23 protein-coding genes are annotated in these 22,061 nt (G+C 69.7%); 12 read left to right on the top strand and 11 right to left on the bottom strand.

All coding sequences use genetic code 11. The features are described from left to right. Nucleotides 1–52: 52 nt before the first annotated feature. Nucleotides 53–559, top strand: coding sequence for a DUF402 domain-containing protein (locus tag ACSHV8_RS43510; RefSeq protein ID WP_436525906.1), 507 nt, complete (start codon nt 53–55; stop codon nt 557–559). On the opposite strand, the gene sigJ is transcribed toward ACSHV8_RS43510, so the two are convergent. Further along, nucleotides 539–1,429, bottom strand: coding sequence for an RNA polymerase sigma factor SigJ (gene sigJ / locus ACSHV8_RS43505; protein ID WP_436525904.1), 891 nt, complete (start codon nt 1,427–1,429; stop codon nt 539–541). The genes ACSHV8_RS43510 and sigJ overlap by 21 nt on opposite strands. 98 nt (nt 1,430–1,527) lie before the next feature. Here sigJ and ACSHV8_RS43500 point away from each other — a divergent pair, with 98 nt between their 5' ends. The 3 genes from ACSHV8_RS43500 to ACSHV8_RS43490 all read left to right on the top strand — a co-directional run bounded on the left by ACSHV8_RS43500 (nt 1,528) and on the right by ACSHV8_RS43490 (nt 4,129). Next, nucleotides 1,528–2,424, top strand: a complete 897-nt coding sequence (locus ACSHV8_RS43500; protein WP_436525902.1) for a hypothetical protein — start codon at nt 1,528–1,530, stop codon at nt 2,422–2,424. Between the two features lie 68 nt (nt 2,425–2,492). Further along, the gene (locus tag ACSHV8_RS43495; RefSeq protein ID WP_436525900.1) at nt 2,493–3,119 is read left to right on the top strand and encodes a DUF47 domain-containing protein; all 627 of its coding nucleotides are present in this window, start codon (nt 2,493–2,495) and stop codon (nt 3,117–3,119) included. A 2-nt stretch (nt 3,120–3,121) separates the two neighbouring features. Beyond that, nucleotides 3,122–4,129 carry an anion permease gene (locus ACSHV8_RS43490; RefSeq protein ID WP_436525898.1) on the top strand — a complete coding sequence of 336 codons (1,008 nt, stop codon included), beginning with the start codon at nt 3,122–3,124 and terminating at the stop codon, nt 4,127–4,129. A gap of 432 nt (nt 4,130–4,561) precedes the next feature. On the opposite strand, the gene ACSHV8_RS43485 is transcribed toward ACSHV8_RS43490, so the two are convergent. Further along, nucleotides 4,562–5,542, bottom strand: a complete 981-nt coding sequence (locus ACSHV8_RS43485; protein WP_436525896.1) for a Gfo/Idh/MocA family protein — start codon at nt 5,540–5,542, stop codon at nt 4,562–4,564. 59 nt (nt 5,543–5,601) lie between these two features. Here ACSHV8_RS43485 and ACSHV8_RS43480 point away from each other — a divergent pair, with 59 nt between their 5' ends. After that, on the top strand, nt 5,602–6,372 hold the full coding sequence (locus ACSHV8_RS43480) for an NUDIX hydrolase (RefSeq protein ID WP_436537217.1): 771 nt from the start codon (nt 5,602–5,604) through the stop codon (nt 6,370–6,372). A 61-nt stretch (nt 6,373–6,433) separates the two neighbouring features. Here ACSHV8_RS43480 and pstB read toward each other — a convergent pair whose 3' ends face one another. From pstB to ACSHV8_RS43450, 6 genes are all read right to left on the bottom strand, one after another. Beyond that, nucleotides 6,434–7,210, bottom strand: a complete 777-nt coding sequence (gene pstB, locus ACSHV8_RS43475) for a phosphate ABC transporter ATP-binding protein PstB (RefSeq protein ID WP_436525894.1) — start codon at nt 7,208–7,210, stop codon at nt 6,434–6,436. Nucleotides 7,211–7,223: 13 nt separating this feature from the next. Then, complete coding sequence (pstA, locus tag ACSHV8_RS43470; protein WP_436537215.1) at nt 7,224–8,273, bottom strand: phosphate ABC transporter permease PstA; 1,050 nt, start codon at nt 8,271–8,273, stop codon at nt 7,224–7,226. A gap of 32 nt (nt 8,274–8,305) precedes the next feature. Then, nucleotides 8,306–9,376: a phosphate ABC transporter permease subunit PstC gene (pstC, locus tag ACSHV8_RS43465; protein WP_436525892.1), complete on the bottom strand. Its 1,071-nt coding sequence runs from the start codon at nt 9,374–9,376 to the stop codon at nt 8,306–8,308. Nucleotides 9,377–9,421: 45 nt separating this feature from the next. Continuing rightward, nucleotides 9,422–10,519, bottom strand: a complete 1,098-nt coding sequence (pstS, locus tag ACSHV8_RS43460) for a phosphate ABC transporter substrate-binding protein PstS (protein ID WP_436525890.1) — start codon at nt 10,517–10,519, stop codon at nt 9,422–9,424. Between the two features lie 368 nt (nt 10,520–10,887). Then, nucleotides 10,888–11,727: a mycothiol synthase gene (gene mshD / locus ACSHV8_RS43455; protein WP_436525888.1), complete on the bottom strand. Its 840-nt coding sequence runs from the start codon at nt 11,725–11,727 to the stop codon at nt 10,888–10,890. A 15-nt stretch (nt 11,728–11,742) separates the two neighbouring features. Next, entirely contained in the window at nt 11,743–12,459 is a 717-nt protein-coding gene (locus ACSHV8_RS43450; protein WP_436525886.1) for a winged helix-turn-helix transcriptional regulator, read from the bottom strand. A 270-nt stretch (nt 12,460–12,729) separates the two neighbouring features. On the opposite strand from ACSHV8_RS43450, the gene ACSHV8_RS43445 reads away from it, so the two are divergent. The 5 genes from ACSHV8_RS43445 to ACSHV8_RS43425 all read left to right on the top strand — a co-directional run bounded on the left by ACSHV8_RS43445 (nt 12,730) and on the right by ACSHV8_RS43425 (nt 16,121). After that, nucleotides 12,730–13,740: a hypothetical protein gene (locus tag ACSHV8_RS43445; protein WP_436525884.1), complete on the top strand. Its 1,011-nt coding sequence runs from the start codon at nt 12,730–12,732 to the stop codon at nt 13,738–13,740. A gap of 32 nt (nt 13,741–13,772) precedes the next feature. After that, nucleotides 13,773–14,600, top strand: a complete 828-nt coding sequence (locus ACSHV8_RS43440; protein WP_436525882.1) for an LmeA family phospholipid-binding protein — start codon at nt 13,773–13,775, stop codon at nt 14,598–14,600. 68 nt (nt 14,601–14,668) lie between these two features. Beyond that, nucleotides 14,669–14,746, top strand: coding sequence for an Ms5788A family Cys-rich leader peptide (locus ACSHV8_RS43435; protein ID WP_369009918.1), 78 nt, complete (start codon nt 14,669–14,671; stop codon nt 14,744–14,746). Nucleotides 14,747–14,925: 179 nt separating this feature from the next. Continuing rightward, nucleotides 14,926–15,774, top strand: a complete 849-nt coding sequence (locus tag ACSHV8_RS43430) for a sulfurtransferase (protein WP_436525880.1) — start codon at nt 14,926–14,928, stop codon at nt 15,772–15,774. A gap of 5 nt (nt 15,775–15,779) precedes the next feature. Next, nucleotides 15,780–16,121 carry a DUF1416 domain-containing protein gene (locus tag ACSHV8_RS43425; RefSeq protein ID WP_436525878.1) on the top strand — a complete coding sequence of 114 codons (342 nt, stop codon included), beginning with the start codon at nt 15,780–15,782 and terminating at the stop codon, nt 16,119–16,121. 430 nt (nt 16,122–16,551) lie between these two features. Here ACSHV8_RS43425 and ACSHV8_RS43420 read toward each other — a convergent pair whose 3' ends face one another. Then, the gene (locus tag ACSHV8_RS43420) at nt 16,552–17,814 is read right to left on the bottom strand and encodes an AI-2E family transporter (protein ID WP_436525876.1); all 1,263 of its coding nucleotides are present in this window, start codon (nt 17,812–17,814) and stop codon (nt 16,552–16,554) included. A gap of 183 nt (nt 17,815–17,997) precedes the next feature. Here ACSHV8_RS43420 and ACSHV8_RS43415 point away from each other — a divergent pair, with 183 nt between their 5' ends. After that, nucleotides 17,998–18,294, top strand: coding sequence for a GroES family chaperonin (locus ACSHV8_RS43415; RefSeq protein ID WP_436537213.1), 297 nt, complete (start codon nt 17,998–18,000; stop codon nt 18,292–18,294). Here ACSHV8_RS43415 and ACSHV8_RS43410 read toward each other — a convergent pair. Next, a complete protein-coding gene (locus ACSHV8_RS43410; protein WP_436525874.1) occupies nt 18,285–19,946 on the bottom strand; it encodes a PrsW family intramembrane metalloprotease in 1,662 nt (553 codons plus the stop codon). The genes ACSHV8_RS43415 and ACSHV8_RS43410 overlap by 10 nt on opposite strands. 72 nt (nt 19,947–20,018) lie before the next feature. Continuing rightward, nucleotides 20,019–21,173: an FUSC family protein gene (locus ACSHV8_RS43405; protein ID WP_436525872.1), complete on the bottom strand. Its 1,155-nt coding sequence runs from the start codon at nt 21,171–21,173 to the stop codon at nt 20,019–20,021. 21 nt (nt 21,174–21,194) lie between these two features. On the opposite strand from ACSHV8_RS43405, the gene ACSHV8_RS43400 reads away from it, so the two are divergent. Further along, the gene (locus ACSHV8_RS43400) at nt 21,195–21,842 is read left to right on the top strand and encodes an HD domain-containing protein (protein ID WP_436525870.1); all 648 of its coding nucleotides are present in this window, start codon (nt 21,195–21,197) and stop codon (nt 21,840–21,842) included. The last annotated feature ends 219 nt before the right edge of the window (nt 21,843–22,061 follow it).

Genomic DNA, 22,061 nt, shown 5'->3' with positions numbered 1-22,061 from the left:
GGAACCGTACCCGGCACCACCGACATATCCGGGTCACCGTTAGGGTGCACCCATGCCGAGCGAGATGGTCCGGGTCATCTACACCAAGTACGACGGTGCGGCCCACCGCGACTATCCGGCGCGTCGCCTGGCCGAGGATGACCTGGGCATCTGGGTCGGCGTGACCCAGGGCACGGCCTCGGTCTACCACGGCCGGCCGTCGGTCGAGCAGATCCCGTTCGTCCTGCTCGTCCCCCATCACGCGTGGTGGACCGGGATGTTCAACCCGCCTCCGCGGACCAGTGAGGTCTACTGCGACATCACCACCCCGGCGCGCTGGGAGGGTGACACGGTCCACATCATCGACCTGGACCTGGACGTGGTCCGGCGCCGCGAGACCGGGCTGGTCGAGCTGCGCGACGAGGACGAGTTCGAGGAGCACCGGGTCCAGTTCGGTTATCCGGAGGATCTGGTCGTCGAGGCCAACGCGGCCGCGCAGCTGCTGATGGGCCGGCTGGGTGACGGCACCGAGCCGTTCGCCACGCACTACCGCAAGCACCTATCCGAGGTCACCCAGTAACACCTTCTCCGGGTTCTGCTGCACGAAGATGCCGGTGATCTGCCCGGCCTCGACGGCGACGGTGAGCACCACCAGCAGCCGGGATCCGTCGCCCCGGGTGCCGTGCAGCAGCATCCCGGCGTCGCCCTCGACCAGCACCGGCTCGACCCGCATGTCGAGCACGTCGTCCAGCCGGCGGCTCAGCAGGCCGTGGAAGAAGCGGCCCACCTTCTCCGGACCGTAGACCGGGCGCAGCGCCGCGCGGACCACGCCGCCACCATCGCTGATCGCGACGACCTCAGGGGCCAGAACCGCCGCTAAGGTACGGACGTCTCCGCTCTGAGCCGCGGTCAGGAACGCCGCCAGGACACGGCGTTGTTCGGCCGGTCCGGCCGAGTGCCGGATCCCGCCGTCGGCCGCCGCCTTGCGCCCGCGCGACGCGTGCTGCCGGGCCGCCGCGGGCGTGGTGTCGAGCACGGTGGCCACCTCCTCGAACGGCACGCCGAACGCGTCGTGCAGCACGAACGCGACCCGCTGTTCCGGGGTGAGCCGTTCCAGGACCACGAGCAGGGCGATGCTGACCTGGTCGGCCCGTTCGGCCAGCACGGCCGGGTCGGCGTCGGGGTCGACGACGAACGCGGGCAGCCACTCGCCGGTGTAGGACGTACGGCGGACGCGGGCGGAGTTGAGCTGGTCGAGGCAGATCCGGCCGGTGACCGTGGTCAGCCATCCCCGTACGTCGCGAATCTGATCTTGATCTTGCTGGGCGAACCGCAGCCAGGCCTCCTGGACCGCGTCCTCGGCCTCGGCCCGGTTGCCCAGCATTCGGAAGGCCACGGCCGTCAGGTAGGACCGGTGGGCCTCGAACTCACTCGCGGCGGGCGACGGCATGGTGCCAATTCTGCGCGGGATGCCCGGGGTCGGGTATCACCTGTGCCACAGTGTAAAAGGGATTTTTTGCTCAAATAGGGTGGTGGCACGTGCAGGACATGGCAACTCTCGCCGGCAGTCTGGCCGGACTCGCGGGCGCGGGGGGAGCCATGTCGATCGCGCTGGCCCGCCGGACCCGCACCAGCCTGGCCGGGGGCCACGCACTGGTCCCGGACCGGCTGACCGACCCGCTGCCGGCGGTGCTGCGGCTCGGGCTGGGCGGCATGACCGTACGGGTCGTCCCCGGCCCGCACGGCGAACTGTTCCTCGGCCCCGGCGCCCCGCAACCCGGCCGCACCCTGCGCCGGCTCGTGCTGGCCCCGCTGTTCACCCGCGCCCAGGCCACCGGCGGCCGCCTCTGGCACGACCAGCAGGCGCCGTTCCAGCTGGTCGTCCAGTTCACCGGGCCGAGCCGGGACACCGAGTCGCTGCTGCGGGCCTACCGGATGCTGGACCAGCAGCTGCGGGACCACGCGCCCCTGCTCAGCCGCTGCAACGCCGGCCGGATGACCCCGGGCGTGGTGACCGTGACCGTGGCCGGCATCGTCGACGCCCGCGACCTGCTCGCGGCCCAGCCGGTGCGGTACGCGTTCACCGAGGCCGGCTTCGACGACCTGGGCTCCCGCTCGGTCCCGGCCGAGCTGGCGCCGGTGCTCAGCGAGGCGTGGACGCACCGGTTCGGGTGGGACGGCCGGGAACCGATCGCCGCCGAGGAGCGGCATCTGCTGCACGCGCTGGTGCGGGCGGCGCACGAGGACGGCCGTACCGTGCGGATCAGCGGATTGCCGGAAGGGGCCAAGCGGGCCCGGGCCGCGGTCTGGGCCGAACTGTGGGCGGCCGGCGTGGACGTGATCGCCGACACGGACCTGCACGGGCTGGCCCGCTATCTGCGAAGCTCCCACCAGCCCGAACGCGCGGCGCCCACGAGACGGTTCAGTGCCGTGTCGAAAGGGTGAACTCAGCGGGACCGATAGCATGCGGGTCGGAGATCAAACGAAAAAGCCCGTCGATCGAGGTCCGCACCGTGAAGTTCTCATTCCGCCCCGTCGAGGGTGTCTTCTACGACCTCTTCACCAAGGCCTCGTACAACCTGGTGAAGGGCACCGAGCTGCTCAACGAGCTGACCCTGCCCGGGGTGGACGTCCAGTCGGTCAGCGAGCGGCTGAGCGACGTGGAGCACGACAGCGACGCGATCACGCACGAGCTGTACAAGAAGATCAACTCGACTTTCATCACGCCGTTCGACCGGGCTGACATCTACTCGCTCGGCTCGCAGCTGGACGACGTGATGGACCACCTCGAAGCCGTCGGGAACCTGCTCTACCTGTACGGGTTGACCGAGCTGCCCTCGCTCCCGCGCGAGATGCACGAGCTGATCACCGTTCTCGACCAGCAGGCCCGGATCACCGCCGACGCCATGCCGCGACTGCGCTCGATGAAAAATCTCGAGGACTACTGGATCGAGATAAACCGGCTGGAGAACGACGGCGACCGGGCCTACCGGATGCTGCTGGTCCGGCTCTTCTCCGGGGAGTACGACGCGCTCACCGTCCTGAAGATGAAGGAGGTCGCCGACGAGCTGGAAGCCGCCTGTGACGCCTTCGAGCACGTGGCCAACACGGTCGAGACCATAGCGGTCAAGGAGTCCTGAGGTTGTCCCCGGAACTCGTCGCCGTCCTGGCGGTGATCGCCGCCGCGATGGTGTTCGACTACACCAACGGCTTCCACGACGCGGCCAACGCGATCGCGACAAGCGTCAGCACCCGCGCGCTGACCCCGCGGGCCGCCCTGGCCATGGCCGCGGTCGGCAACTTCATCGGCGCGCACTTCGGCACCGAGGTGGCCAAGACCGTCGGTGACGGGCTGGTCTCCCTGCCGACCGGCGTCCCCAGCCTCGGCATCGTCTTCGCGGGCGTGCTCGGCGCCATCTGCTGGAACCTGATCACCTGGTATTTCGGGCTTCCGTCGAGCTCGTCCCACGCGCTCTTCGGCGGCCTGGTCGGCGCCACCCTGTTCGCCGGCATCGGTGAGGTCCAGTGGGCCACCATCATCGAGAAGGTCCTGGTCCCGATGGTCATCTCGCCGATCGTCGGGTTGATCCTGGGCTTCCTGGCCATGGTCGCCATCATGTGGATCTTCCGCCGCGGCCACCCCGGCCGGCTCAACCGTGGGTTCCGCCACGCGCAGACGTTCTCGGCCGCCCTGATGGCGATCGGCCACGGCACCCAGGACGCCGCCAAGACGATGGGGATCGTGGTCCTGGCCCTGTACAGCGGCGGCTACCAGAGCACGGCCACGGACATTCCGGAGTGGGTCTTCTGGGCCTCGGCGACGATGCTGGCGGCCGGCACGTACACCGGCGGCTGGCGCATCATCCGCACCCTGGGCCGTAAGATCATCGACTTGGGACCGGCCGAGGGCTTCGCGGCCGAGACCGTGGCCAGCGCCGTCCTCTACTTCAACGCCTGGGTCCTGCACGCGCCGATCTCCACCACCCACACGATCACCTCGGCGATCATGGGGGTGGGCGCGACCAAGCGGATCAGCGCGGTCCGGTGGAACGTGGCCGGCAACATCCTCATCGCCTGGGTCACCACCTTCCCGGGGGCGGCGCTCATCTCCTGCCTGCTCTACTTCGTCGTCCGCCCCTTCTTCACCTAAAGATTTCCGCAGTACGGCGTTCAGCACCCGACCGCCCCGGCGGCGTCCCGCCCGTCCCGCGCGCGATCCCGTCGCCACTCCCGCCCCAGCCGCGGCTCACGCCCGTCGGCTGGCACTGAGGGCTGTTTTTGGACGTTTTTAGAGCCGTGAGCACCAGCCGGAGACCGGGACCCCGCGGCAGGGGCTCGGGGGACTGCGGCGTCGCGGGCCCGTTACGGCGGGCGGGTCGGCTGTTGAGCGGGTCGGCTGTTGAGCGGGCTGGCGCACGGGGTGGGGCGGGTAACCGCTTTTTGCCTTGACCGTGCCCACCCGACCACGTCGCCCTTGCGGGCCTCGCGTTCTGGGCGCGCCAGCGCCCTGCGAGGACCGGAAGGGTCCCCGCGGGAGCGACGATCTGGACCACGGCGGACCGAGGCAATGAAGAATGTGATCTCAGGTGTAGAAGACGCCGATCTGCTCGCGGATGGAATCCAGCAGGCTCATCACTTCGAGCGTGGTCGCCTGGGAGACCAGGGGGCTTTCCGGCTCGCCGGCGGCCAGGCAACGCTGGACCTCGGCCGCCTCGAACTGGTAGCCGCTGCCCGGGAACTCGAACTCGTAGGTCTCGGGCGCCTTGCCCGGGCGGTGCAGCGTGAACGAGCGGGGCACCATGAATCCGGGCGGGAACTCGATGCGGCCGCCGGTGCCGGTGATCGACGCGGCGTTGCGGCTCTCGCCGTTGATGCTGCAGGTCAGGGCCGCGACGGCGCCGGACTGCCAGCCCAGGAGGATGCCGGTGTTTTCGTCGACGCGTTCCGGGGTGAGGTGGGCCCAGGCCTGCACCGAGGCGGGCGCGCCCATGAACAGGTGGGCCAGGTGGATCGGGTAGACGCCGAGGTCGAGCAGTGCGCCACCGCCCAGTTCCGGGGCGCGCAGGCGGTGCTCGGCGTCGAACGGGCCCTGCAGGCCGAAGTCGGCGTGGATCGAGCTGACCCAGCCGATCGCGCCCTCCTCGACGAGTTCGGCGGCCTTGCGGATGGCCGGGTTGCAGCGCATCCACATCGCTTCCATGAGGAAGACGCCGCGGGCGCGGGCGGCCTCGATCAGTTGGGCGGCGGTGGCCAGGTCGAGGGTGATCGGCTTCTCGACCAGCACGTGCTTGCCGGCCTCGATGCAGAGCAGCGCGCCGGCGTGGTGGAAGGCGTGCGGGGTGGCGATGTAGACGACGTCCACCTCGTCGTCGGCGGCCAGGGCGGCGTAGGAGCCGTGGGCCCGGGCGAATCCGTGCTTCGCGGCGAAGGCGTCGGCGGTCGCCTGGTCGCGCGAACCGACCGCGGCCAGTTCGGCGCCCGGCACCAGGGGCAGGTCGGCGGCGAAGGTGGCGGCGATCCCGCCAAGCCCGAGAATTCCCCAGCGAACGTTCTGTCCGGTCATGATCGATACGGTATCGCCCGGAGCGGGCCCGGTGGCAGGATCGGGCGGTGACCGAGCCCATGCCGCTTCCGCCCGCGATGATGAAGAGGGCCCGGGAATTCACCGGCCCGCCCGTCCCGGCCCGCCCGGCGGCCACGGTGGTCCTGCTGCGACCGGCCGGGCCGAGCTTCCAGGTGTACGTGCTCCGCCGCATGACGTCGATGGCGTTCGGCGGCGTCTACGCGTTCCCCGGCGGCGGCGTCGACCCGTCGGACCGTCCGGAGCTGCTGCGCGACGACTGGGCGGCCCGGCTCGGTGTGCCCGAGGAGCAGGCCCGGGCCGTGGTCGGTGCCGCCGCCCGGGAGCTGTTCGAGGAGGCCGGCGTCGTGCTGGCCGGTCCCGCGGCCGAGCCGGACCGCACGGTGGCCGACGCCGACGACCCGGCCTGGGAATCGGATCGGGCGGCCGTGCTGCGCCGCGAGCTGACCCTGGCCGAGCTGCTGGAGCGCCGGGGCCTGCGTCTGCGCGACGACCTGCTGCTGCCCTGGGCCCGCTGGATCACCCCGGAGTTCGAGCCGAAGCGGTTCGACACCTGGTTCTTCGTGGCGCTGCTGCCCGAGTCGCAGGACGCGCGGGACGTCTCCGGGGAGGCCGACCGGACGGCCTGGATCGACCCGCTCGACTCGGCCGACCTGCCGATGCTGCCGCCGACCCGGCACACGCTGAACCAGATCGCCGCGGGCGGCACGATCGCCGGGGTGGTGGCCGCGTCCGCGCATCGGGACGCGGCGACGCCGGTCATGCCCCGCATCGACGTCCAGCCCGACGGGACGGCCACGCTGTCGTTCTAAAAGATCAAAGGCGCCGATTTCCCCGTACGGAGGAATCGGCGCCCTTGATGGTGGTTCTCGCTCAGCCGAAGCGGCCGGTGATGTAGTCCTCGGTCTTCTTCTGCGACGGGTTGCTGAAGATCTTCTGCGTGTCGTCGTACTCGATCAGGCGGCCGGGCTCGCCGGTCTTGTCGATCGAGAAGAAGCCGGTCTTGTCACTGACCCGGGCGGCCTGCTGCATGTTGTGCGTGACGATGATGATCGTGAAGCGGTCCTTCAGCTTGAACATCAGGTCCTCGATCGCCAGCGTCGAGATCGGGTCGAGCGCGGAACACGGCTCGTCCATGAGCACGACCTGCGGCTCGACCGCAATGGTGCGGGCGATGCAGAGACGCTGCTGCTGACCGCCGGAGAGGCCGGCGCCGGGCCGGTCCAGGCGGTCCTTGACCTCGTCCCACAGGTTCGCGGAGCGCAGCGACTTCTCGGCGGCGTCGTCGAGAAGAGCCTTCTTCTTGACGCCGTTGAGCTTGAGGCCGGCGACCGCGTTCTCGTAGATCGACATGGTCGGGAACGGGTTGGGCCGCTGGAAGACCATGCCGATCATGCGACGGACGGCCGTGATGTCCACGTCCGGGTCGTAGATGTTCTGGTCGTCGATGGTCAGACGACCCTCGATCCGCGCGTTCGGCAGGACCTCGTGCATGCGGTTGATCGACCGGAGGAAGGTCGACTTGCCGCAGCCGGACGGGCCGATCAGGGCGGTGATCGTCTTCGGCTCGACGGTCATCGAGACGTTGTCGATCGCCTTGAAGGAGCCGTAGTAGGAGGAGACGTTGCTCGCTTCGATGCGCTTGGCCATGGGAGGTCCTTCTTTACCGGGTCAACTTGTTGCGACGGGCGAGCAGCTTGGCGGCGATGGTCAGGATCAGGACCAGCGCCACCAGGGTGAGCGCGGCCGTCCAGGCCCGGGGCGGCGCGTACTTCGAGGCGTCGGCGGCCTGCTGGTACACGTAGAGCGCCAGCGAGGCCTGACCGCCACTGAACGGGTCGAAGTTGATCCGCGAGAGGCCACCCGCGACCAGCAGCACCGGGGCCGTCTCGCCGGCCGCGCGGGCGATGGCGAGCATGACACCGGTGACGATGCCGGGCGCCGCGGTCGGGAGGACGACCTGCAGGATCGTCTTCCACTGCGGGACACCCAGGGCGTACGCACCCTCGCGGAGCGGGCCGGGCACCAGGCGCAGCATCTCCTCGGTGGAACGCACGATGGTCGGCAGCATCAGGACGGTGAGCGCGAGCGAGGCCGCGAAGCCCGAGTACTCCGGGTTGCCGTCGTTGAACCACTTGCTGACGATCAGCACCCAGAACGAGAGGACGAACAGACCGGCGACGATCGACGGGATACCGGTCATGACGTCGACGAAGAAGCGGATCGTGGAGGCGAACTTGCCCCGCCCGTACTCGGTCAGGTAGATCGCGCCGAGCACGCCGAGCGGCACCGCGATCAGGGTGGCGATGCCGACCTGCTCCAGGGTGCCGATGATGGCGTGGTAGGCGCCACCGTTCGCGTCGCGGGCGCCGATGTTCGCCATCGAGCTGCCGAAGAAGTCGCCGTCCAGGCGGCTGGAGCCCTTGGAGATCAGGGTCCAGACGACCGAGGCCAGCGGCAGCACGGCCAGCAGACAGGCGGTGTAGATGGCCGTCTGCCACATCCGGTTACGGGCGGCCCGCTTGCCCTCGACCCGACCGGCCGCGAAGTTCAGGCCGACCAGGTAGAACACGCCGCCCAGCACGATCACCAGCACCCAGTTGCCGATGCCGAGGCCGAGCACGACCGCGGCCGACACCACGAGCGCGGCGACGGCGACCAGGAGGTTGGAGACCAGGGGGAACTTCTTGCTACGGATGTTGTCCGGCGTCATCACGACGCCGGGCACCTCACTGTCCAGAAGGCTCATGCGGCACTGTCCCGGAACTCGCGGCGACGGTAGATGATCGCCCGCGCCGTCATGTTGACGATCAGCGTGATCGCGAACAGCACGAGACCGGACGCGATGAGCGCGCCCCGGCCGGTGTCGTTCGCCTCGTTGAAGGAGTTGGCGATGTTCGCCGCGATCGAGTTACCACCGGTCTGGATCACGTTGAACGAGATCTCCCAGGTGATACCCAACGTCAGGGCGAGCGCGATGGTCTCGCCGAGCGCGCGGCCCAGGCCGAGCATGACCGCGGCGATCACACCGGGCTTGCCGTACGGCAGCACCGAGGTGCGGATCATCTCCCACTTGGTCGCGCCGAGAGCCAGCGCGGCCTCCTCGTTCATGGCCGGGGTCTGCTGGAAGACCTCACGGGAGAGCGAGGTGACGATCGGGAGCACCATGATCGCCAGGACCAGGCCACCGAGCATCAGCGACTGGCCGAACGGGCCATCACCGCCGAAGATCGGGATCCAGCCGAAGTAGTGGTTCAGCCAGACCGAGAAGTCCCGGACCGGCTGCTGGAACAGATCGCGGCCCCAGAGACCGAAGACCACACTGGGCACCGCGGCGAGCAGGTCGATCACGAAGCCCAGCGGCGTGGCCAGGCGCTTCGGGGCGTAGTGCGACAGGAACAGCGCGATCCCGATCGCGATCGGCACCGCCACGACCAGCGCGATGATCGAGGTCAGCAGGGTGCCGAGGGCCAGGACGGCGATACCGAAGGCCGGCGTCGCCTCGTTCGGGCTCCAGCGGCTGAAGGTCAGGAAGTTCTCGTTGTCGGCCTGGATGGCCGGCACCGCCTTCGAGATCAGGAAGACGGCGATCGCGACGATGATGACCAGCACCATCGCACCGGCAGCGGTGGAGAGACCGCGGAAGCCGGTCTCCATGGAGAACCTGGACTTCTTGGGCAGGGCACCGCCCCCACCGACCGGGGGCTCTTCGTGGCTGCTCGGAGATACGCCAGAACCGGCGCCCCGGGCGTGACGAGGAGTCACGCCCAGGTCGCCGGCGGTGGCGTTCACCGAGCGGGAGGGGTTGTCACCCATCTACGCGCTCGCTGTCGTCTCGGAGGGATTAACGAACCGGGGGGATCAGGAGATCGCGGCGACCGAAGCGGCGACCTTGGCGCGGACCGCCTCGGGCAGCGGCGCGTAGCCCAGGTCCTTCAGCTTGGCCTGGCCCTCGGCGGAGGACGTGTACTTCAGGAAGCCCTGAACGGCCTTGCCCTTGGCGGCGTCGGCGTACTTGGAGCAGACGATCTCGTACGTCGCCAGGACGATCGGGTAGGCACCCGCGGTCTTGGCGTTGTAGTCGATGTCCAGCTTCAGGTCGTTGCCGGTGCCCTTGATCGTGGCACCCTCGATCGTCTTGCCGGCCGAGTCGGCGGTCAGCTCGGTGTACTCGCCCGCGCCGTTCTTGATCTTGGCGGCCTGCAGGCTGCTGTTCTCCGCGAACGACAGCTCGACGTACGAGATGGTGTTCGGGGTGCTCTTGATCTTGGCAGCGATGCCGTCCGACTTGTTGGCGCCGGTGCCGCCCGGGGCCTTCCAGGCCTTCGCGTTACCGAAGGTCCAATCCGCCTCGGCGGTCTTGCTGAGGTACTTGGTGAAGTTGTCCGTGGTGCCGGACTCGTCGGCACGGTGGACGGCCTCGATGGTGGCGTCCGGGAGCTTCGCGCCGGTGTTCTCGGCGGCGATGGCCGGGTCGTTCCACTTGGTGATCTTGCCGGAGAAGATCTTGGCAAGGGTGGTCGACGAGAACTGGAGACCGTCGGCGCCCGTGACGTTGTAGACCACGGCGATCGGGCCGGTGACCATCGGGAGGTTGAGGGCCGGCGAGGCGCACTTGGCGTCAGCCTGGGGCTGCTCGTCGTCCTTCAGGGCGGAGTCGGAACCGGCGAAGTCGGTCAGACCCTGGATCAGGGCCTTCACACCGGCGCCGGAGCCGTTCGGGTTGTAGTCGATCTTGGCATCGGTACACGAAGCCGCGTACGCCTTGATCCACTCGTCCATCGCGTTCTTCTGAGCGCTGGAGCCCTGAGCCGAGATGGTGCCACCAACGCAGGTACCGGCGGACGGCGCGGCGGCGCCGGCTTCCGGCTTGGAGTCGTTGTCGGAACCGCACGCGGTGAGTGCGATCGTCGCAGTCAAAGCAATGCCGGCAACCAGACCGGACCGCTGGAACTTCACGGTTGTTGTCCCCTTCGGGTTCAGTGCAGCCGGTCGCTCACCGGCTCGGTGAGAAAACTAAGAGTGCCAAGTGACCGTCGAGCCGGGCCCAAATGAACTAGGGGTGAACACGTTTGCCCCGTTAAGTGTCCGTCCACTGAGGGCAAGTTGACCGGTAAGTGAACCGCGCACTTGCTACCCGAAATGTCGGATATTCCGCCCACGCCGTGACCCTAGCGAGACACGGCCTTGTCCGCAGCGTTACCTATGAACTGCGGTTACTACCCATCGCCAAAGCCGTGTGACCGAGGGTGCCGGTCGTCACACTCACCCAAACCACAAAACGCCGCCGATGACGAGGCGTTTGTGCGCGGAGCGAAGCGGAGCCATTAGGCCCTGTGGTAGTTGATGTCTGTCGTGTGGATTTCGAATCCCAGGCGCCGGTACAGCTTCACGGCCGCATCGTTCGATTCGTCCACGTAGAGGTTCGACCACTGGAGCCCAGCCGCGGCGAGATGCTTCAGGCCCGCGACGCTCAGCGCCGCGCCCAGACCGCGGCGGTGGCCACTCGGGTCGACGCCGAGCACGTAGATCTCGCCCAGCGCCGGATCGTCCCCGGCCGGCGGGTGCACCTTGGTCCAGTGGAAGCCGAGCACGGTGTCGGTGATGTCGACCGCGAGCAGGAACCCGGCCGGGTCGAACCACGGCTCGGACTCGCGCACGAGCAGGTCGTCGAGCGTCCAGCGGCCCTGCTCCGGATGGTGGGCGAAGGCCCGCGAGTTCACCCCGAGCCAGGCCTGCTCGTCGGAGCCGGGCCGGAAACCGCGGACGGTCACACCGTCCGGCAGCGGGATGTCGGGGAGAGGTTCGAGCAGGGAGCGGCGCATCTGCCAGAGCACGCGGGCCCGGGTGAAGCCGCTGCGCTCGGCGAAAGCGCGGGCGCCGGGATCGTCACCGTGCGCCCAGATCTGCAGCGGGCCGGGGCCGGCCGCGGCGAGCAGCGCGGTGCCGTGCCCCTGCCGGCGATGAGCCGGGTGGACGACCAGCTCGCCGGAGCCGTTCTCGAAGAACGCATACCCCGCGAGGGTGCCGTCCGGCGCGTGGGCGAGAACGTGCTCGCCACCGCCGTTGCGGACGCGAAGCTCCACGTCCTCGGAGAGGGAATAGTCCGCCGCGGCGGCCAGTGCCAGTACGGCCTCGGCCGCCTCGGCGGACAATCGCTCCGTCATGCGACGAATCGTAGATCAGACCGGAAGCGAGACCGGCTCGTTGTCCGGCAGCTGACGGCCGGTCGGCGGGGTCACGAACTTGTAGCCGACCTGGCGCACGGTGCCGATCATCGACTCGTACTCCGAGCCGAGCTTGGCCCGCAGGCGCCGGACGTGCACGTCCACCGTCCGGGTGCCGCCGAAGTAGTCGTAGCCCCAGACCTCGCGCAGCAGCTGGTCACGGGTGAAGACCCGGCCCGGGTGCTGGGCGAGGAACTTCAGGAGCTCGAACTCCTTGTACGTGAGGTCGAGCGGGCGACCCTTGAGCTTCGCCGCGTACGTGTCCGGGTCGATGTTGAGCTCACCGGCGCGGATCGAACCACCGGCACCGGCGGTCGCGTTGTTGATCCGGCCGACACAGAGCCGCAGACGGGCCTCGACCTCAGCCGGGCCGGCGCTGGCCAGGATGACGTCGTCGACGCCCCAGTCCGCGTTCAGGGCGATCAGGCCGGCCTCGGTGACGACCGCGACCAGCGGGACACCGATTCCGGTGGCGTGCAGCATGCGGCACGTGGCACGCGCCTCGGAGAGCTCCGAGCGAGCGTCGACCAGAACAGCGTCGGGGCTCGGCCCCGACACCAGGGTGCGCACATCGCGGGGGGCGGTCCGTACCGAGTGGGGCAGCAGGTCCAGGGCGGGCAGCACGGCAGAAGGCTCACCGGCACGTGCCGTCACCAACAGAAGGATCTCCACACTCACCTCCGTCCTCGCGGCATCACTGAAGGCCGCTCGGGTGACCCGGTTTGCGCAGCTCAGAGCTTCGCTACCGGAGAGACTGGGCCCGGCGTCACCGACGGGTGGGTTGCCGTTACCTTAACCGATACATTCGCTCTGGCGACCTGTCAGCGCTCTCAAGTGATGTATCAAACGCCTGCTAGGTGGCATAACGCCCGCTTGGTAACAAGCCTTTTACATACGGGCGGCGAATTGGGCCCCGGGCCCGACTCTGGCACGATCGCTGTCGTGTTCCCCACCATGCCGCAGGACGACCCTTGGGACGCCGACGCCTCCCGCGACGTCGCACGCCTCAATCCGGGCCGCCCGAAAGCCGGGATGTACGGCGCCGTGCCGGACGACGAACCGGAGGAACACCCCTCCTCGGAACCGGACGCCGAGGGTGAGGACGAGTTCGAGGAGATCGAGGTCGTCCCCGTCCGGGCCAAGTTGTCGGTGGCCATCGGCGGCTTCGCGGCACTTCTCGCGATCGCACTGATCATCGGGACGCTGACCACCGGGCCGGATGTGCGGACGCCGTACGCCATCGTGCTCTTCGGTGTTCAGTTGATCGGCCTGCTCGCCTGGACGATGGCACTGAACCCGCCGGCCGCCTCGGTGACCGCGGGCGTCGCCGGTGTCACCGGCCTGATCGGGTGCTATCTGGCCGCCACCGCGGACACGGCCGGTCTGACTCCCCTGCTCTACGTGACGCTGGGCGGGTTCGTGGCCTCGATGATCGGTCAGGCGTTCCGCGCCGAGGACCGGCACCGGATCGGCGACTCGTGGCGGACCACGCTGCTGATCCTGCTCGGCGTGGTGGCCTACGTGATCCCGATCGTGCTGAGCCGGCAGCCGCTGGGCACCCAGGCGATCCTGGTCTGCTGTGTCGGCGCCGGCCTGGCGCTGCTCGTCGCCCGGCTGACCGACGCGGTGTTCCCGAAGCCGCGGATCGCCGCCCAGGTGCCGCGCGGCGCGGCCGGGGTGGTGCTCGGCGCGATGGTCGGCACGTTCGCCACCGCGTGGCTGGGCAGCCAGCTGGTCCTGCCGTTCAACCCGGCCAAGGGCGCGGTGACCGGCCTGGTCGCGGCGGTCGCGGCGATCCTGGTCGACCTGGCGGTGAACTTCGGTGAGGCGGGCCGCCGGCTGGCCGGTGAGGCGCCGACGTTCTGGCTGGCCCGGCACATGACCGGCCCGCTCGGCGGGTTCGCGCTCGGTTTCGCGTGCACCTACGCGCTGGTTCACCTCTATCTCACCTGAACCATCCGTTTCACGGTTGCGTGGCTCTGGGCATGTACGGTCCTCAACAGTTCACCAACCTGGAGGGTCCCGTGGCCGAGGTGTACGAGAACGCTCCGCGCCGCCGTCGACGGGGCCGCGGTCTGCTGATCGTCGTGGTGATCCTGCTGCTCATCCTGTTGGGCGGTGCGTTCGTGGCCGATCACTGGGGCCGCTCGTTCGCCGAGGGGGTCATCTCGGACAAGGTCGCCGAGCAGGTGCGCGCGCAGAAGGCCAGCAGTGACACCCCGGACGTGAGCATCGAGGGCGTCCCGTTCGTCACCCAGGTGCTCGCCGGGGAGTACAAGGACATCCGGATCCAGCTGCCGAACTTCTCCGGCCCGACCGGTACCGGCGACGACATCCACCTGAACCTGCTGGACATCCACGCCAAGGACGTGAAGGCGCCGCTGGACGCGATCCGCAGCGGTCAGGGCAACGTGGTGGCCGGCACGCTCACCGCGAACGGGAAGATCGACTACCCGCAGCTGGTCGACCTGATCGGGCAGAAGGGCGTGACCCTCTCGGCCAAGGACGGCAAGCTCGTCGGCGCGGCCAAGGTGACGGCGCTCGGTCAGCAGCTCGATCTGACCGGGACGGCCAAGCTGACCGTGGTCAACGGGGGGATTCAGGTTCGTTTCGCCGACGTGAAGGCGACCAATCTGCCGGACGTTCCGCTGTTCCAGGGCTTCATCGACTCGTACGCGCAGAAGCTGGCCGTCGATGTTCCCGCGCCGAAGCTTCCGCTGCAGCTCAAGGTCCAGTCGGTGGCCCCCGAGGCGGACGGTCTGAACGTCACGTTCGGGGCGGACGACGTCAACCTCAACGCGGGCGGTCTGTGACCCCCGTAACGTCTCGTATCGTGGTCGGTACTGTTCCGCGCCTTGGAACCGCTGGTAGTGTCCGTTCCATGAGCCCGTTGCTCACGAAAAGGCGCGCGATCGACCTGTGTCGCGTGGCCGCGTGCCTGTGTCGCCCCGTCCTCTGAGACGGGCCACAGTGCTGAGCACGTTCTGTAGCTAGCTAGCCAAGGGCAAAATCTCTGCCCGGCAGTGGCGCCGTCGCAAACCAGCCCGTGATCCCAACCAATCCTTGGGTCCGCGCGGGGTGCGACAACACCTCCGTGCGCTGACTCTCCCCTCACCCACTTTTTCAGGGAGTGAATCGATGAGTCGCGACACCGCACTCGTTTCGGCCGACTGGGCCGAGAAGAACCTCGAAACCCCCGGCATCGTCTTCGTCGAGGTCGACGAGGACACGTCGGCCTACGACGGCGGCCACATCCCGGGCGCCGTCAAGATCGACTGGAAGACCGACCTGCAGGACCCGGTCCGGCGGGACTTCGTCAACCAGGAGCAGTTCTCGGCGCTGCTGTCCGCCAAGGGCATCAGCAACGACGACACCGTGATCCTGTACGGCGGCAACAACAACTGGTTCGCGGCCTACGCGTTCTGGTACTTCAAGCTGTACGGCCACGAGTCGGTCAAGCTGCTCGACGGCGGCCGCAAGAAGTGGGAGCTCGACGCCCGCGTCTACACCAAGGACGTGCCGGCCCGCGCCGCCACCTCCTACTCGGCCAAGGCTCCGAACCTGGAGATCCGCGCCTTCCGCGACGAGGTCGTCGAGGCCATCGGCGTGAAGAACCTGGTCGACGTGCGCAGCCCCGACGAGTTCGCCGGCCGCCTGCTCGCCCCCGCGCACCTGCCGCAGGAGCAGTCGCAGCGGGCCGGTCACATCCCGACCGCGATCAGCGTGCCGTGGAGCAAGGCCGCCAACGAGGACGGCACGTTCAAGTCCGACGAGGAACTCGCCAAGATCTACGGCGACGCCGGGCTGGACGGCAGCAAGGACACCATCGCGTACTGCCGGATCGGCGAGCGCTCCTCGCACACGTGGTTCGTGCTCAAGGAACTGCTCGGCCAGGAGAACGTCAAGAACTACGACGGTTCCTGGACCGAGTACGGCTCGCTCATCGGTGTGCCGATCGCCCTCGGCGACGAGCCCGGAAAGGCCTGATCACCATGACTTCTCCCACTGCTGCAGCGAACATCGCGGCCGGTTGCGCCGCCCCTGACCAGTCCGCTCCCCTCCCCGCGAGCGTCGACCTGGAGAAGGAAACCGTCATCACCGGCATCGTGACCACCGCCGAGGGTGAGCTCGTCGGCGGGGCGTACGTTCGCCTCCTCGACGGCTCCGGCGAGTTCACCGCCGAGGTCGTGACCTCTCCCGAGGGCGTCTTCCGCTTCTTCGCCGCCCCCGGCTCGTGGACGCTGCGCGCCCTGAGCCGCTTCGGCAACGGCGAGCTCGCCGTCGACGCCACCCGTGGCGTCAACGAGGTCGCGCTCAGCGTCGCGACGGTCTGACCGCTCACGCTCTGTTAGATCGGGCGGGACCCCTCCGGGGGTTCCGCCCTTTCGCTTTTTTCAACCCCATTTGCGCGTACGTCCATAACCCCGGCCCCGTGCGATTCAGGCCGCCACGAACCGTGAGCCCCAGCCCCCCGAACTCAGCTGGCGCTGAGGGCCGCAAACCGCCCCCGGACAAGCCGCCAGCACCAGCCGACCAAGCTCAGCTGGCGCTGAGGGCTGCAAACCGCCCCCGGACAAGCCTTCAGCACCAGCCGACCGAGCTCAGCTGGCGCTGAGGGCTGCAAACAGCCCCCGGACAAGCCGCCAGCACCAGCCGACCAAGCTCAGCTGGCGCTGAGGGCTGCAAACCGCCCGCGGACGAGCCGTCAGTGCCAGCTGGCCGAGCTCAGCTGGCGCTGAGGGCTGGGGTGGGCGCCGGCTGGGGTCAGCGGTTGCCGGCCGTAACGACCACCGCGTCCGGGGGGATCTCCGGGCGGCGGCGGGACAGCCGGCGGATGCCGGTGTTGAGGACGGCGATCAGCGGGACCGCGACCAGCGCGCCGATGATCCCGGCCAGCACCACACCGCAGGCGATGCCGATGATCACCGCGAGCGGGTGCAGGGCCACCGCCCGGCCCATGATCAGCGGCTGCAGGACGTGCCCTTCGAGCTGCTGGACCAGGATCACCGCGCCCAGCGTGATCAGCGCGACCACCCAGCCCTGCGTGACCAGCGCGACCAGCACCGCCACCGAACCGGAGACCGCGGCCCCGACGATCGGCACGAACGCGCCCAGGAAGACCAGCGCGGCCAGCGGGAACGGGAATTGCACGTCGAGCAGCACCAGCGCCAGCCCGATGCCGACCGCGTCGATGAACGCGACCAGCACGGTCGCTCGCACGTACGCACCGAGTGTCGTCCAGGACGCGTCCCCGGCGTCGGCCAGCGACCAGCGCACGTTGACCGGGAACAGCCGGACGATGAACCGCCAGATCTTGCGCCCGTCGCGCAGGAAGAAGAACGTCGAGAAGAGCACCAGCAGCAGCCCGGTGAGCAGCTCGAAGACGGTCGCCGCGGTGGAGATGCCGGTCGACGTCAGCGACGAGGTGTTGTCGTTGACCCAGTTCTGGGCCGAGTCGATGGCCTGGTCGACCTGATGGTCCGAGAGGTGCAGCGGTCCGGTCCGGGCCCAGTCCTGAATCTGCCGTACGCCGGCGCTGGCCTTCTCGGTCAGCTGCGGGAGCCCGTCGATGAACTGGTTCACCACCAGGGTCAATGTTCCGGCGACGGCACCAAGACCGCAGATCAGCACCAGGAACGTGGCCATCGACCGGGGCAGGTGCAGTTTCAGCAGCCAGCCGACGGCCGGGCCGAGCAGGGCGGTGAGCAGCAGCGCGATCGCGAGCGGGATGACCACCACGCTGACCAGGCCGATGAACCGCAGCCCGACGTAGCCGACCAGGCCGACCACGATCAGCCGCCAGCTCCAGGCCGCGGCGATCCGCAGCGAGTGCGGCACGTCGGCGTCGTCCAGGCTGTTGGTCGAGCCGTGCACCACGGCCGGCTCGGGTGCGGGCGGAACGAACTGTTCCTCGTCCTCTTCCGGCTCCGGGTCCGGTGGCCGCTCGATCCGGGCCATCCGGGCCGCCTCCCGTCCCGTGTCGTAGGCCTTCCGCAGGTTCTCCCGGACACGTTGCAAGCGGTTCAACCGCCTACCCCCTCGCCCTGTCGTGACACCCCATCACCGTAGTGCTCTCACGTCCCGCGAGCGGCCCGTGACCCACCGGGCGCGATCCGGACCACTCGGACCGGCCGGGCGGGCGGCGGCGTACCGTCTGCATTCGTGAGTCCCGACACCACCCGCACCACCGACAACGGACTGCCGATCCGGATGCTGCACGACCGTGTCCTCGTCCGGCAGGACGGCGGGGAGGGCGAACGCCGCTCGACCGCCGGCATCGTCATCCCGGCCACCGCCTCGATGGGCCGCCGGTTGTCCTGGGCCACCGCGGTCGGCGTCGGGCCGAACGTCCGGTCGATCGTGGTCGGTGACCGGGTCCTGTTCGACCCGGACGACCGTTCCGAGGTGGAGCTGCACGGCCGGGAGTACGTGCTGCTCCGCGAGCGGGACGTGCACGCCGTCGCCGCGACCCGGGTCGACGCGGACGGGACCGGCCTTTACTTGTAGGGCGGCGGGTACTGCCCGGGGTATTGCGGACCCGGGTACTGCGGCGGCTGCTGCTGCGGGACCGGTGCGAACGGCGGCGGCCCGTATCCGGGCGGCGGGCCATAACCGGGCGGCGGACCATATCCCGGCGGCGGCCCGTACGCGTAAGCCGGCATCGGCGGCGGGAGCTGCACCGGCACCGGCATGACCGGCTCGGCCGGTGGCGCCACCGTGCGCACGATCCCGTCCGGGAAGGCGATCCGGTAGGACTGCCCGTCCCACCAGGCCGGCGGGGTCTGCGGGTCGCGCCCGGCGAAGACCGCCCGGTACCCGGTGATCGCGCCGAGCAGCTCGCGCTCCTCGACCGTCGCCTTCACCATCTCGTTGTAGTCGCCGGCCAGGCCGCGCTGCATGCCGTCGCGCAGGATGGCCAGCCGGGTCGCGGCGAACTGGAAGCTCTTCATCGCCTTGCCGCCGTGCGGACCGGCCACCCGTTTGGCCCACTGCCGGGCCGAGTGCCGCCGGCCCAGGCTGCCCAGCGCGGCCACCTCGGGCGGGGCGAACCAGCCCGTACGCACGTAGTGGTGAAGGACGCGCTCGGTGAGCCGGCCCTCCCAGCTGCGCAGCGCGATCGCGAAGCCGACCACCGCGAAGAAGAACGGGACCATGAAGCCGAGATAGCCGTACAGCATGATCAGTGATTCGCCGGTGGCGGCCGAGAGCGTCGGCAGCAGGTTGAACGTGCCGTGCAGGATCATCGCGAGCAGCAGGCCGCCGACCGGGGCGAGCCAGCGGACGTGCTTGTCCGCGGTGCGCGCCGACAGGCCCAGCCCGATGCCGGTCATCGACGTGAAGAGCGGGTGCGCGAAGCCGGTGAACAGGATCCGCACGATGAAGATCAGGAAGACGTTGGTCAGGCCGGTGGCCGGCCCGTACTCCTCGGCGCCGGCCGCGTAGCCGTGGCCGCCCAGGTAGAGCACGTTCTCCACCATGGCGAAGCCGAGCGCGGAGAGGCCGCAGTAGACGATGCCGTCGGTGATGCCGGACCACTCGGCGCGGCGCCGCCAGAACAGCAGGATCGGGCCGGCCGCCTTCATCGACTCCTCGATCAGCGGCGCGATCAGGACCGCTACCAGCGCGTCGGGCAGGCCGGCCTTCTCGAACAGCCAGGCCGCGCCGGTGTTGACGGCCAGCGCCACCGCGGTCGCGACCGCGGCACCCCAGGCGAAGCAGAAGATCAGGTACTTCACCGGCTCCGGCTCATACCGATCCAGCCAGGCGAACGCGCTGGCCAGCAGCGGGACCGGGAGGATGGCGGCGGTCAGGCCGATGGCCAGGCCGGTGATGCCGATGTTGAAGCCCAGGAAGATCAGCATGCCGATGGCGGCCGAGGCGATGAGCGCGATCACGCCGGTGACCGGCAGCCAGCGGCGCCAGCCGGAGCGGCGGCCGGGGACCGGGGCGACGGTCTGCACCGGCTCGGTCGGGAACGGCGGCACCGGATCGGGCGCGATCTCCAGGGCCGTCACCCCACCCGGAGCGACTTCCCCGGACGGCGCCGACTCAACGGGCGGAACCGACAAATCCGGCGCGCTCGGGTAAGCCGCCGACGGGGGCGGCGAGGAGGGCTGGGAGACCGGATCGGGTGACCCGGTCGGCGGAACGTCGGCCATGCCCGCCAGCGTAGTCACCGCCGCCGCACCCGGCGTCCCCGAGGAGCGCCGAAGCGATCAAATACGCATCGATCAGACCGCCGGCGGGGGCGGCACCGGCCGCGAACGCACCGTCCGGTTCCGGGCCCCGTGCGGTCGACCGCGCCAGCCCACGGCGTCCCGCACCTGGCGGGTGGCCTCGGCATGCTCCACCCCGGTGGCCCGCAGCAGGTCGGCCACCGAGGTACGGATCTGGGCCACCACCACCCCGCCCGAATACCCGACCCCGGTGTCGTAGGCCCGCCCCGACTCGGACGCCGCCCGCAACGCCCGCTCCCGGGTCGCGACCGGTTCGACGCCGCGCGCCCACTCCTGCCGCAGCAGATCCACCGCGTCCCCCAGGTGCCGCACCGAGGCCGGCAGCATCTCGGGGACCCGCTCCCGGTCGTTCAGGGCGGTCTGCGCCCGGCGGATCATCACGCGGACGTTCCGCAGCGCGTAGGTGAGCTGGGGCGCGCCCTCCACGTACTGCGCCAGCGCGCCCCGGTTGCGCCAGCGGGCCGGGGCGAAGGCCACGTTCTCCCGGGCCGCTTCGATGGCCGTACGGAAAGCGGCAAAGGTCCCCTCGGCCGACCGCAACCTGGTCAGCGCCGCCTGAATGACATCCGGATCCCCGTCGGAGAGTCCGAGCGCCGCCTCGTGCAGGCCCGCGGTGAAGGCTCGCAGCGCCGGATCGGCGGCCCGCCGGACCACGCTCAGCGGGTTCAGCGGCAGCAGCACGGTCATCACCGCGAGACCGATGCCACCACCCACCAGCGCGTCGAAGAACCGGGTCCAGGGCTGCCCGCCGGTCGTCGTCAGCGTCGCCACCAGCACCGCCGACGAGGCCGATTGCACGATCAGCGGGGCGCCGCCGCCGACCGTGACCGCGACCAGGACGGCGAACAGCACCATCACGCCGATCTGCACCGGACCGCTTCCGATCAGCACCATCAGTCCGTCGCCGAGCCCGATCCCGACCGCGACGCCGAAGACCAGCTCGGCCGTCCGGCGCACCCGCTGACCGACCGACGAGCCGAGCGTGATCACGGCGGCGACCGGCGCGAAGAACGGCACCGGGCGGCCGATCAGGTCATGCGCCACGAACCAGGCCAGCCCGGCGGCCAGCCCGGACTGCACGGCCAGCATGAAACCGGCCCGGGCACGCTTCGCCGCCGCGTCGACCCGATCCTTCGCGACGCCGATCATGTTTGCGACCTCCGTGCCAGGATGACCACTGTGACATCTTTGCCCGACCAGTTCCGGACGGCGGCGCGCGACGCCGGCGCCACCGCCGACGACACTGATCTCGACTCCGCCGCAAACTACCTGCTCACCCGTTGGAACGAGCCGCAACGTCACTATCACGACGTGACCCACCTGGCCTCGGTCTTGGAGGTCGTGGACCGGTTCGCCGAGCTCGCACCCCACCCGGACCGGGTGCGGCTGGCCGCGTGGATGCACGACGCGGTCTACGACCCGAAGGCGCTGGGCGACGCCAACGAGCGGGACAGCGCCGAGTTCGCGCAGGGGCTGCTGGCCACGCTGGGCGTGCCGGACGAGGTCGCGGCCGAGGTGGCGCGGCTGGTCGGGCTGACCGCGGGCCACGCGACCGAGGACAACGACCCCGACGGCGAACTCCTCTGCGACGCCGACCTGGCCATTCTCGCCTCCGACGAGGAGCGTTACGCCCGCTATGCGGCCGCGATCCGCCGCGAGTACGCCCACGTGCCCGACAGCGATTTCCGCGCCGGCCGCTCCCGCGTCCTGACCGAGCTGCTCAAGCTGCCGTCGATCTACCGCCTCGCCCCGATCCGCGAGGAATGGGAGTCCCGCGCCCAGGCCAATCTGAAAGCCGAGCTGGAGCTACTCGCCTAAAAAGATCAAATTCTTTATTGCCCACGTCCGCCGTGGTCCAGACCGTCGCTCCCGCGGGGACCCTTCCGACCCTCGCAGGCCGCTGGCGCGGCCAAAACGCGACGCCCGAAAGGGCGACGTGGTCGGCTGGTTGCGCTCAGAGCAACAAACCCGCCCACGCCCGAAACCACCCACCAACGTCCTGTGCGTCAGCCCACGCGAGGCTGCGGCCCACCCCAG

The organism is Actinoplanes sp. HUAS TT8, from assembly GCF_051380535.1.
GTDB lineage: Bacteria > Actinomycetota > Actinomycetes > Mycobacteriales > Micromonosporaceae > Actinoplanes.
This window is presented reverse-complemented; position numbering and strand designations above follow the sequence as displayed.

Bases quoted from the DNA above. Each gene is read 5' to 3' on its own strand.
- ACSHV8_RS43510 (WP_436525906.1), top strand. From the start codon at position 53: ATGCCGAGCGAGATGGTCCGGGTCATCTACACCAAGTACGACGGTGCG.
- sigJ (WP_436525904.1), bottom strand. From the start codon at position 1,429: ATGCCGTCGCCCGCCGCGAGTGAGTTCGAGGCCCACCGGTCCTACCTG.
- ACSHV8_RS43500 (WP_436525902.1), top strand. From the start codon at position 1,528: ATGGCAACTCTCGCCGGCAGTCTGGCCGGACTCGCGGGCGCGGGGGGA.
- ACSHV8_RS43485 (WP_436525896.1), bottom strand. From the start codon at position 5,542: ATGACCGGACAGAACGTTCGCTGGGGAATTCTCGGGCTTGGCGGGATC.
- ACSHV8_RS43480 (WP_436537217.1), top strand. From the start codon at position 5,602: ATGCCGCTTCCGCCCGCGATGATGAAGAGGGCCCGGGAATTCACCGGC.
- pstB (WP_436525894.1), bottom strand. From the start codon at position 7,210: ATGGCCAAGCGCATCGAAGCGAGCAACGTCTCCTCCTACTACGGCTCC.
- pstA (WP_436537215.1), bottom strand. From the start codon at position 8,273: ATGACGCCGGACAACATCCGTAGCAAGAAGTTCCCCCTGGTCTCCAAC.
- pstC (WP_436525892.1), bottom strand. From the start codon at position 9,376: ATGGGTGACAACCCCTCCCGCTCGGTGAACGCCACCGCCGGCGACCTG.
- mshD (WP_436525888.1), bottom strand. From the start codon at position 11,727: ATGACGGAGCGATTGTCCGCCGAGGCGGCCGAGGCCGTACTGGCACTG.
- ACSHV8_RS43440 (WP_436525882.1), top strand. From the start codon at position 13,773: ATGTACGGTCCTCAACAGTTCACCAACCTGGAGGGTCCCGTGGCCGAG.
- ACSHV8_RS43435 (WP_369009918.1), top strand. From the start codon at position 14,669: ATGAGCCCGTTGCTCACGAAAAGGCGCGCGATCGACCTGTGTCGCGTG.
- ACSHV8_RS43430 (WP_436525880.1), top strand. From the start codon at position 14,926: ATGAGTCGCGACACCGCACTCGTTTCGGCCGACTGGGCCGAGAAGAAC.
- ACSHV8_RS43425 (WP_436525878.1), top strand. From the start codon at position 15,780: ATGACTTCTCCCACTGCTGCAGCGAACATCGCGGCCGGTTGCGCCGCC.
- ACSHV8_RS43415 (WP_436537213.1), top strand. From the start codon at position 17,998: ATGCTGCACGACCGTGTCCTCGTCCGGCAGGACGGCGGGGAGGGCGAA.
- ACSHV8_RS43410 (WP_436525874.1), bottom strand. From the start codon at position 19,946: ATGGCCGACGTTCCGCCGACCGGGTCACCCGATCCGGTCTCCCAGCCC.
- ACSHV8_RS43405 (WP_436525872.1), bottom strand. From the start codon at position 21,173: ATGATCGGCGTCGCGAAGGATCGGGTCGACGCGGCGGCGAAGCGTGCC.
- ACSHV8_RS43400 (WP_436525870.1), top strand. From the start codon at position 21,195: ATGACCACTGTGACATCTTTGCCCGACCAGTTCCGGACGGCGGCGCGC.